Source organism: Leucobacter soli, assembly GCF_042659205.1.
Lineage (GTDB): Bacteria > Actinomycetota > Actinomycetes > Actinomycetales > Microbacteriaceae > Leucobacter > Leucobacter soli.
This window is the reverse complement of sequence record NZ_JBHSRW010000007.1, coordinates 19,739-27,421: the sequence shown is the minus strand read 5'-3', so window position 1 is coordinate 27,421 and position 7,683 is coordinate 19,739. Positions and strand designations below refer to the sequence as shown.

Genomic DNA, 7,683 nt, shown 5'->3' with positions numbered 1-7,683 from the left:
GCCCCACCTGCGCGTTCCTCGTGCCGACGACGCTCGCGTCCGCCGAGCTGCAGGCCGCGTTCGCCCGTGCCGGGATCCGGGCGCTCGCCGCCACCGGGCCCGCCCCCGGCGCGAAGATCCTCGAGGCGAAGTAGGCCGTCGAGCCACCGGCCCCTGTTGCCGGATCCCTGCACCTGGCTTCCTGCACCTGGATCCGTGCACCGCGGATCGGGTAGCGCAGGACGCGCAGGGAAGGGGAAGGGGCGGCGGAATGCGGCGCCGTACGGGGGCGTTGCATGGAGTATGAGCGACGAGGCTGCGTGTCCGGCATCGGATCCGGAAGCTGATCCCATGCTCGGTGCGGCGTCGGGTGCCGCGCCGGATGCGGCACCGGCGGCGGGATCCGCCGCCGAACCGATGCCGGGGATCCGGGTGGAAGTGTGGTTCGACGTGCGCTGCCCCTGGTGCTTCCTCGGCAAGCACCGGCTCGAGCGCGCGATCGAGCTCTTCGCGGCGGAGCGGCCGGGGGTGCCGGTCGCGGTGCGGCATCTCAGCTTCGAACTGGCGCCGGAGATGCCGGAGCGCTTCGACGGCACGGAGGCCGACTACCTGCAGCGCTACGAGGGGGCACCGCTGGAGCACTCGCGGCGTATGCTCCCGGAGCTCCGCAACCTCGCGGCGGCCGAAGGGGTGGAGCTGCGCTTCGACGGACTGCGTCTCGTGAACACGCGCCGGGCTCACCGGGTCTTCCAGTACGGGCGGGCAGCAGGGCGCGGCGAGGAGCTGCTGGAGCGGCTCTTCACCGCGTATTTCTCGGAGTGCCGCGACCTGGCCGATCCCGGGACGCTGGCAGATCTCGCCGCGGAGGCGGGCCTGGACCGATCCGCCGCGCTCGCCGCGGCCGAGTCCGGATGGGGCGAGCGCTGGGACGAAGCGGTCGACGCGGATCACACCCGGGCGCAGATGCTGGGGTCCGGCGGGGTTCCCTTCGCGCTGCTCAACGGGAAGTATCTCGTTCCGGGCGCGCAGACGGCGGAGGTGTTCGCGGGCGCCCTGCGCGAGGTTGCCCGGCGGGACTTCGGTGCGGGAGCTGGGACGGGACGGGAGTAGCATCGGCGCCTGCCTCCGGCGGCACAGCACGGGATCGTCGAGGCGGTACGAGATCGTCGGCGCGGTATGCGTTTGCGGCACGATCCCATGCAGCGCCGACGATCCCATACAGCGTCGACGCTCTCCTGAGGTCTCCGCGGGAATACCGGGGCCGCTCCGGCGGTTCTACCCGCTGTGACGGAAACTATCAAAGTCGACATCTGGTCCGATATCGCCTGCCCCTGGTGCTACCTCGGCAAGCACCGCTTCGAGGCGGGTGTCGCGGAGTTCCGCAAGACGCACCCGGACGTCGAGGTGGAGGTCGAGAGCCACAGCTACGAGCTCGCACCCGATACGCCGGACGACTTCGCGGGCAGCGAGGTCGAGTTCCTGACGAAGCGCAAGGGGATGCCGGCCGAGCAGGTGGAGCAGATGCTCGGGCAGATGAGCCGGCTGGCGGAGAGCGAGGGCATCGAGTTCGACTTCGGCAACCTGCGCCATGCGAACACGCGCCGCGCGCACCGGGTGCTGCACCTGGCGAAGGAGCAGGGGCTGCAGTCGGAGATGCAGGAGCGGTTGTTCCGCGCATACTTCGCCGAGGGCAGGACGGTGTCCGACCCGGACACCCTCGCCGCGCTCGGCGAGGAGGTGGGGCTGGATCCCGACGAGGTGCGCGACGCCTTCGACGACGACGATCTGGGCGAGGCGGTCGACCGCGACATCACCCGGGCACGCATGCTCGGCGTGCAGGGCGTGCCGTTCTTCCTGTTCGAGCAGAAGTACTCGGTCCCCGGGGCGCAGAGCGCCGAGGTGTTCGCCGACGTGCTCGGCCAGGTGATCGAACTGCAGCGCGGGGGCGGATCCGAATGATCCCGCCGCTGAGGCGCAGACGCGCTGACGTGCTGACGCACGGCTAAGTGGCCGAGCGACCGCGTGCGGCCAGGGGTACGTCAGGAGAGATGCGAGAAGATGGATCAGAGAGACGAGGAGACCCGATGAGTGACACGACCCATGCTGCGGCCGGTGAAGCGCCGGAAATCGAGCTGAACCCCGATGCGGGCATCGAGGGTGCTCTTGCCGGGTTCGGCGCCGCCGGTTCCGCATCCGCGGAGAGCGCGGAGATCCTGAACCTGCTCGGCGACCAGGAGTCGGGCGGGGCGTGCTGCGGCGGGAGCTGCTGCAGCGTCTGAGGCGCGCGGACGTCGCCGAGCGCTCAGAGCGGCGTCCGACCGGCCGTTCGCTCGACCATGCCCGGGCGACCGGCGCCGTCGGGTGCGATCTTCCGCAAGGACCCGGTTCACGCGGCTACTCGGCGGTGCATGCGCGCGCTGCGGGGGCCGAGGCGGGCCGCGTGCGGGCAGGGACGAGTCGACGGGTCGCAGCGCGGTAGACTCGTGAGGATATGGCGCATCTCCTGGGGGCCGAAGCCCTGCACCTCGAAGTCCCGACCAAGGTCGTCTTCGACGCCGTGACCCTTGGCGTCGCCGAAGGGGATCGGATCGGCATCGTCGGCCGCAACGGCGACGGCAAGTCGTCGCTGCTCGGCATGCTCGCCGGGCGGCGTGAACCGGATCGCGGGCAGGTGACGGTGCGCAGCGGCACCACCATCGGCGTGCTCGATCAGGAGGACCGGTTCGAGCCGGGGGAGACCGTCGGCGGTGCGATCGTCGGAGACGCGCCCGAGCACGAATGGGCGGGCGACGCCCGCGTACGCGAGGTGATCGCGGGCCTGGCCGGCGATCTCGATTGGGAGGCCGAGGTCGAGTCGCTGAGCGGCGGCCAGCGTCGCCGCGTCGCGCTGGCGAGGTTGCTCGCCGGGCAGTGGGACGTGCTGGCGCTCGACGAGCCGACCAACCACCTCGACGTCGAGGCCATCGCCTGGCTCGCCGAGCATCTGAAGCGGCGCTGGCCCGCCAACCAGGGGGCGCTCCTCGTCGTGACGCACGACCGCTGGTTCCTCGACGAGATCTGCACTGCGACCTGGGAGGTGCACGACCGCATCGTCGAACCGTTCGAGGGCGGGTATGCGGCGTACATCCTGCAGCGGGTGGAGCGGGACAGGCAGGCCGCCGCGATCGAGCAGAAGCGGCAGAATCTCGCCCGGAAGGAGCTCGCCTGGCTGCGCCGCGGGGCCCCGGCGCGCACGTCGAAGCCGAAGTTCCGCATCGACGCCGCGAACGTCCTGATCGAGGACGTGCCCGAGATCCGCAACGCGACCGAGTTGAAGTCGCTCGCGGTCTCGCGGCTCGGTAAGGAAGTGGTGAATCTGCTCGATGCCGGCGTCGCATACGGCGAGCGCGAGGTCCTCCGCGATGTCGAGTGGCGGCTCGCGCCCGGCGAGCGCACCGGCATCCTCGGCGTGAACGGTGCCGGCAAGTCGACGCTGCTCGGGCTCATCGCCGGCACGGTGGAGCCGACGAGCGGAAGCGTGAAGCGCGGCAAGACCGTGAAGGTCGCGACGCTGACGCAGCGGCTCGACGAGCTCGAGGAGCACCTGAACGACCCGGTGCGCGTCGTCATCGGGCGGCTGCGCACGAGCTTCACAGTCGGTGCAGGATCGAAGGCGCAGGATCTCACACCGGGCCAGATGCTCGAGCGGATGGGGTTCACGAGCGCGCAGCTCTCGACTCCGGTGAAGGACCTTTCCGGCGGGCAGAAGCGACGCCTGCAACTGCTCCTGATCCTGCTGGATCAGCCGAACGTGCTGATCCTCGACGAGCCCACCAACGACCTCGACACCGACATGCTCGCCGCGATCGAGGATCTGCTCGACTCGTGGCCCGGCACGCTGATCGTGGTGTCGCACGACCGGTACTTCCTCGAGCGGGTGACCGATCAGCAGTACGCGATCCTGGATCGGCGGCTCAGGCACCTGCCCGGCGGTGTGGACGAGTACCTGAAACTGCGGGCGACGCAGGATCGGGTGAAGGCGGATGGCGGGCGGCGGGCGTCGGCGTCTCCGGCGCCGCACCGGGCCTCGCAGCCGGCGCTGTCGGAGCCGGCACTGTCAAGGGCGGCGCTGTCGGGTGCGGAGCTGCGCGCCGCGGAGAAGGAGCTGGCCGCGGTCGAGCGCAAGATGGAGCGACTGCAGAGCGACACGGCGAAGGCGCGGGACGGGCTTGCCGCGCTCGACCAGTCCGACTACGCGCTGCTGAACGCCGAGATGGTGAAGATCACTGCGCTCGAGGACGAGGTCGCCGCACTCGAGGATCGCTGGCTGGAGCTGTCCGAACTCCTCGGGTGACCGCCGTGCCGGGTCGGAGTGCGGGGGCGGAGCCTCAGCTCCCGCTCAGGCCCGGGTCGGGCGCAGGATCCCGATGCGCACCAGGATCAGGTAGATCTCGCAGCCCAGGCAGAAGCCGAAGGCCGCATTGAGGAACGCTGCGACGAAGGCGGCCGCGCCCGCCGCCACGAGCGCCCAGGGGACGCCGGCCAGGTGCAGGAGCAGGCCGACGCCGACTACGAACAGCCCGACGCCCTGCGCGAACCGCGGCGGCCGGGCATCCTCCCACTCGTCAGGTGCGGCGAGCCGGGGGCGGACTGCTCGGCGGAAGAGCGCGGTCAGCGGTTGGGTGCGGGCGGACACCAGGGACCAGGTGAAGAGCACGGCGGCGATGGCGAGGACGAGAAAGCCGGGATCCAGCACGCGCAGGGAGATCGGGGTCGATCCAAGTGTCGAGTTCGTCGACGTCCCGATGAGCGCGAGGAAGGTGCCGACCAGCAGGATCGCGGCGGTGATGCCGGCTCCGAAGCGGGGCTGCCGCGGGTCGACGGTTCCGGGTGGCGCGGTTCCAGCCGGTGCCGTATCGGAGGTCTGGGTGGTTCGCGGTTCGGTCATCTCGGGGCTCCCAACGTCGTCTCGATGCTCGAGGCCAGGGTCTCCCGCGAGAGCGGCCCGGCCAGACGGGTGCGCGGGGTGCCGGAAGGATCGAGGATCAGGACCGTCGGCGTCTGATTCAGCCGGAACCTCGAGGCGAGCTCCGGCCGCGCGGTGACGTCGATGTGGATGAACTCGACCCCGCGGCGGCCGTCGAGGGATTCGGTGATGATGCGCTCCGTGCCCGGGCACCGGGTGCAGTAGGCGGTGCTGAACTGGATCACGGTGCCCTTGCTGCCGAAGTCCCGCGGCGCGAACACCTCGGGATCGAGCCGCTCGCCGGCGGCCTCCACGCGGACGCTGGCGGTGCGATTCGCGAGGATGGTCCCCGCCAGGGCGGCGAACGCCACGAGCGCGCCGATGAGCGCGAGTGCGAGCGTCGGAGTCATCGCCGTGCGCCGATCGGCTCCGCGCCGGTGTTGCGGCGTGGGGCGTCAAGCTCGATCATGCAGGTTCCTTCTCCCCGAAGATGAAACACTGGCTTATGCCAGGAATACGTATTGATTATATGTGACGGGTAGTGCAATTCGTCATCGCGACTGTAATGCGGCGTCGCAAAGCGCGCGAGAAGGATCCGGAGCGGTGCGCAGCCCGATTTCTGTACCGTGACGTTCGATTGATTTACCGAACACCGATAGCCTGGAGGGAGTGTGCACGGGCGCCCGCCCGCGCGCGCGTCGACCGTAATCAGGTGTCTGAGAGGAGCCCACAGGTGGCCTATCGAGTTCAGGGCGTCGTCGTCCGAGAGAAGTTCGCCCCCGCCACGATCGAGACGATCATCGTGCCCGAGCCCGGGCCGGGCGAGGTCGTCGTCGACGTCCTCAGCTGCGGCGTGTGCCATACGGACTACCACTACCAGCAGGGCGGCATCAGCGACGAGTTCCCGTTCCTGCTCGGTCACGAGTCCACGGCGCGGGTCGCCGTCGTCGGCGAGGGCGTGACCGAGGTCGCGGTGGGGGATCGAGTGATCCTGAACTGGCGCGCGGTCTGCGGGCAGTGCCGCGCATGCGCCAAGGGCCAGCCCCAGTACTGCTTCGCGACGCACAACGCGACGCAGAAGATGACGCTCGAGGACGGCACAGAGCTCTCGCCCGCGCTCGGTATCGGGTCCTTCGCGGAGAAGACGCTCGTCGCCGCCGGCCAGTGCACGAAGATCGACGAGGATTCGGACGCGGCGGCCGTGGGCCTGCTCGGCTGCGGCATCATGGCCGGCATCGGTGCGGCGATCAACACTGGCGAGGTGAAGCGCGGCGAGTCGGTCGCGGTGATCGGCTGCGGAGGTGTGGGCACGGCGGCGATCGCGGGCGCCCAGCTGGCCGGCGCGACCACGATCGTGGCGGTCGATATCGACGACGCGAAGCTGGAGCAGGCGAAGCGCTTCGGCGCGACGCACACGGTGAACTCGCGCGGCACGGATCCGGTCGAGGCGATCCGGGAGCTGACCGGCGGCAACGGCGCCGACGTGGTGATCGACGCGGTCGGTCGCCCCGAGACCTATACGCAGGCGTTCTACGCGCGGGATCTGGCCGGCCGTGTGGTGCTCGTCGGCGTGCCCACCCCCGACATGAAGCTCGAGCTGCCGCTGCTCGACGTCTTCGGACGCGGCGGATCGCTGAAGTCGTCCTGGTACGGGGACTGCCTGCCGAGCCGCGATTTCCAGATGCTCATCGACCAGTACAAGCTTGGCCGGTTGGATCTCGACGGGTTCGTGACCGAGCGGATCGGCCTGGGCGACGTAGAGGCGGCGTTCGGCAAGATGGCCGGCGGCAACATCCTGCGTTCGGTGGTCGTCCTGTGAGCGCGCGGATCGAGAACCTGGTCACGCACGGCACGTTCTCGCTCGACGGCGGCACGTGGGATCTCGACAACAACGTCTGGATCGTCGGCGATGATTCCGAGGTGATCGTCATCGACCCGGCGCATGACGCGACGGCCGTCGCCGCCGCGGTGGGGGATCGTCGCACGCTCGCGATCCTGCTCACCCACGGCCACGACGACCACATCAGTGCGGCGCGGGATGCGGCGGCCCGACTGAATGCGCCCGTCTACATCAACCCGGCGGACCGCATGCTCTGGGATGCGGTCCACGACACGGCCCCCGACGCGGAGATCGCGGACGGCGATGCCTTCGAGGTGGCCGGGACGACGCTCACCGCGGTGCACACGCCGGGGCATTCGCCGGGTTCGACGTGCTTCGTCGCGCCGGCGCTCGGCGCGGTGTTCAGCGGCGACACCCTGTTCCAGGGCGGGCCGGGAGCGACCGGTCGCTCGTACAGCGACTTCCCGACGATCATCGCGTCGATCACGGATCGGCTGCTGACGCTGCCCGCCGAGACGGTCGTCCACACCGGGCACGGCCCGACGACGACCATCGGCGAGGAGGCCCCCCACCGCCAGGAATGGATCGATCGGGGCCACTGAGTCGACCGGGCGAACTGAGCCGACCGGGCGAGAGGCCGTAAGCCTGGAACCCCCGGTGTTCGGCGCACTCGCTGCGACGAGTGAGCGGCTTGCTGACGAGTGGCCCCCGTATGCACGGCGCATACGGGGGCCACTCGTCGCATACGGGGCTACTCGTCAGGAACGGGTGCGTGCGTCGGTGCGGACAGGCCGGGCCGCGCCCCGCAGCGTCGAGCCGAACCGGGCCGGGCCCGCCCGGTTCGCTCCCGGGTCGCACCGGGTGGCGTCGAGGCCCACCGAGACTCCTGGACCCGCCGCACCATTGCGGCGCGGGCTCG

The 7,683-nt window shown here is 70.4% G+C and carries 8 protein-coding genes; 6 read left to right on the top strand and 2 right to left on the bottom strand.

What is annotated here, in order from left to right:
• Positions 1–330: 330 nt before the first annotated feature.
• From ACFPZL_RS01505 to ACFPZL_RS01490, 4 genes are all read left to right on the top strand, one after another.
• On the top strand, positions 331–1,089 hold the full coding sequence (locus ACFPZL_RS01505) for a DsbA family oxidoreductase (RefSeq protein WP_218115248.1): 759 nt from the start codon (positions 331–333) through the stop codon (positions 1,087–1,089).
• A 174-nt stretch (positions 1,090–1,263) separates the two neighbouring features.
• A complete protein-coding gene (locus tag ACFPZL_RS01500) occupies positions 1,264–1,938 on the top strand; it encodes a DsbA family oxidoreductase (protein WP_218115246.1) in 675 nt (224 codons plus the stop codon).
• Positions 1,939–2,063: 125 nt separating this feature from the next.
• Complete coding sequence (locus ACFPZL_RS01495; protein ID WP_218115240.1) at positions 2,064–2,258, top strand: hypothetical protein; 195 nt, start codon at positions 2,064–2,066, stop codon at positions 2,256–2,258.
• A 212-nt stretch (positions 2,259–2,470) separates the two neighbouring features.
• Positions 2,471–4,312: an ABC-F family ATP-binding cassette domain-containing protein gene (locus ACFPZL_RS01490; RefSeq protein ID WP_218115238.1), complete on the top strand. Its 1,842-nt coding sequence runs from the start codon at positions 2,471–2,473 to the stop codon at positions 4,310–4,312.
• Between the two features lie 45 nt (positions 4,313–4,357).
• Here ACFPZL_RS01490 and ACFPZL_RS01485 read toward each other — a convergent pair whose 3' ends face one another.
• Complete coding sequence (locus ACFPZL_RS01485) at positions 4,358–4,906, bottom strand: DUF4395 domain-containing protein (protein WP_218115236.1); 549 nt, start codon at positions 4,904–4,906, stop codon at positions 4,358–4,360.
• Entirely contained in the window at positions 4,903–5,334 is a 432-nt protein-coding gene (locus ACFPZL_RS01480; protein ID WP_218115234.1) for a TlpA family protein disulfide reductase, read from the bottom strand. Before ACFPZL_RS01480 ends, ACFPZL_RS01485 begins: the two co-directional genes overlap by 4 nt.
• A gap of 323 nt (positions 5,335–5,657) precedes the next feature.
• Between ACFPZL_RS01480 and ACFPZL_RS01475 the strand changes: the two genes are divergently transcribed.
• Positions 5,658–6,743 (top strand): S-(hydroxymethyl)mycothiol dehydrogenase, encoded by a 1,086-nt coding sequence (locus ACFPZL_RS01475; RefSeq protein ID WP_218115232.1) that lies wholly within the window; start codon positions 5,658–5,660, stop codon positions 6,741–6,743.
• Entirely contained in the window at positions 6,740–7,366 is a 627-nt protein-coding gene (locus ACFPZL_RS01470) for an MBL fold metallo-hydrolase (RefSeq protein WP_218115231.1), read from the top strand. The genes ACFPZL_RS01475 and ACFPZL_RS01470 overlap by 4 nt, the downstream gene beginning before the upstream one ends.
• Positions 7,367–7,683 lie beyond the last annotated feature (317 nt).

What these genes read in the sequence shown, in the direction of transcription:
- ACFPZL_RS01505 (WP_218115248.1), top strand. Translation starts at nt 331, where the DNA reads ATGCTCGGTGCGGCGTCGGGTGCCGCGCCGGATGCGGCACCGGCGGCG.
- ACFPZL_RS01495 (WP_218115240.1), top strand. Translation starts at nt 2,064, where the DNA reads ATGAGTGACACGACCCATGCTGCGGCCGGTGAAGCGCCGGAAATCGAG.
- ACFPZL_RS01490 (WP_218115238.1), top strand. Translation starts at nt 2,471, where the DNA reads ATGGCGCATCTCCTGGGGGCCGAAGCCCTGCACCTCGAAGTCCCGACC.
- ACFPZL_RS01485 (WP_218115236.1), bottom strand. Translation starts at nt 4,906, where the DNA reads ATGACCGAACCGCGAACCACCCAGACCTCCGATACGGCACCGGCTGGA.
- ACFPZL_RS01480 (WP_218115234.1), bottom strand. Translation starts at nt 5,334, where the DNA reads ATGACTCCGACGCTCGCACTCGCGCTCATCGGCGCGCTCGTGGCGTTC.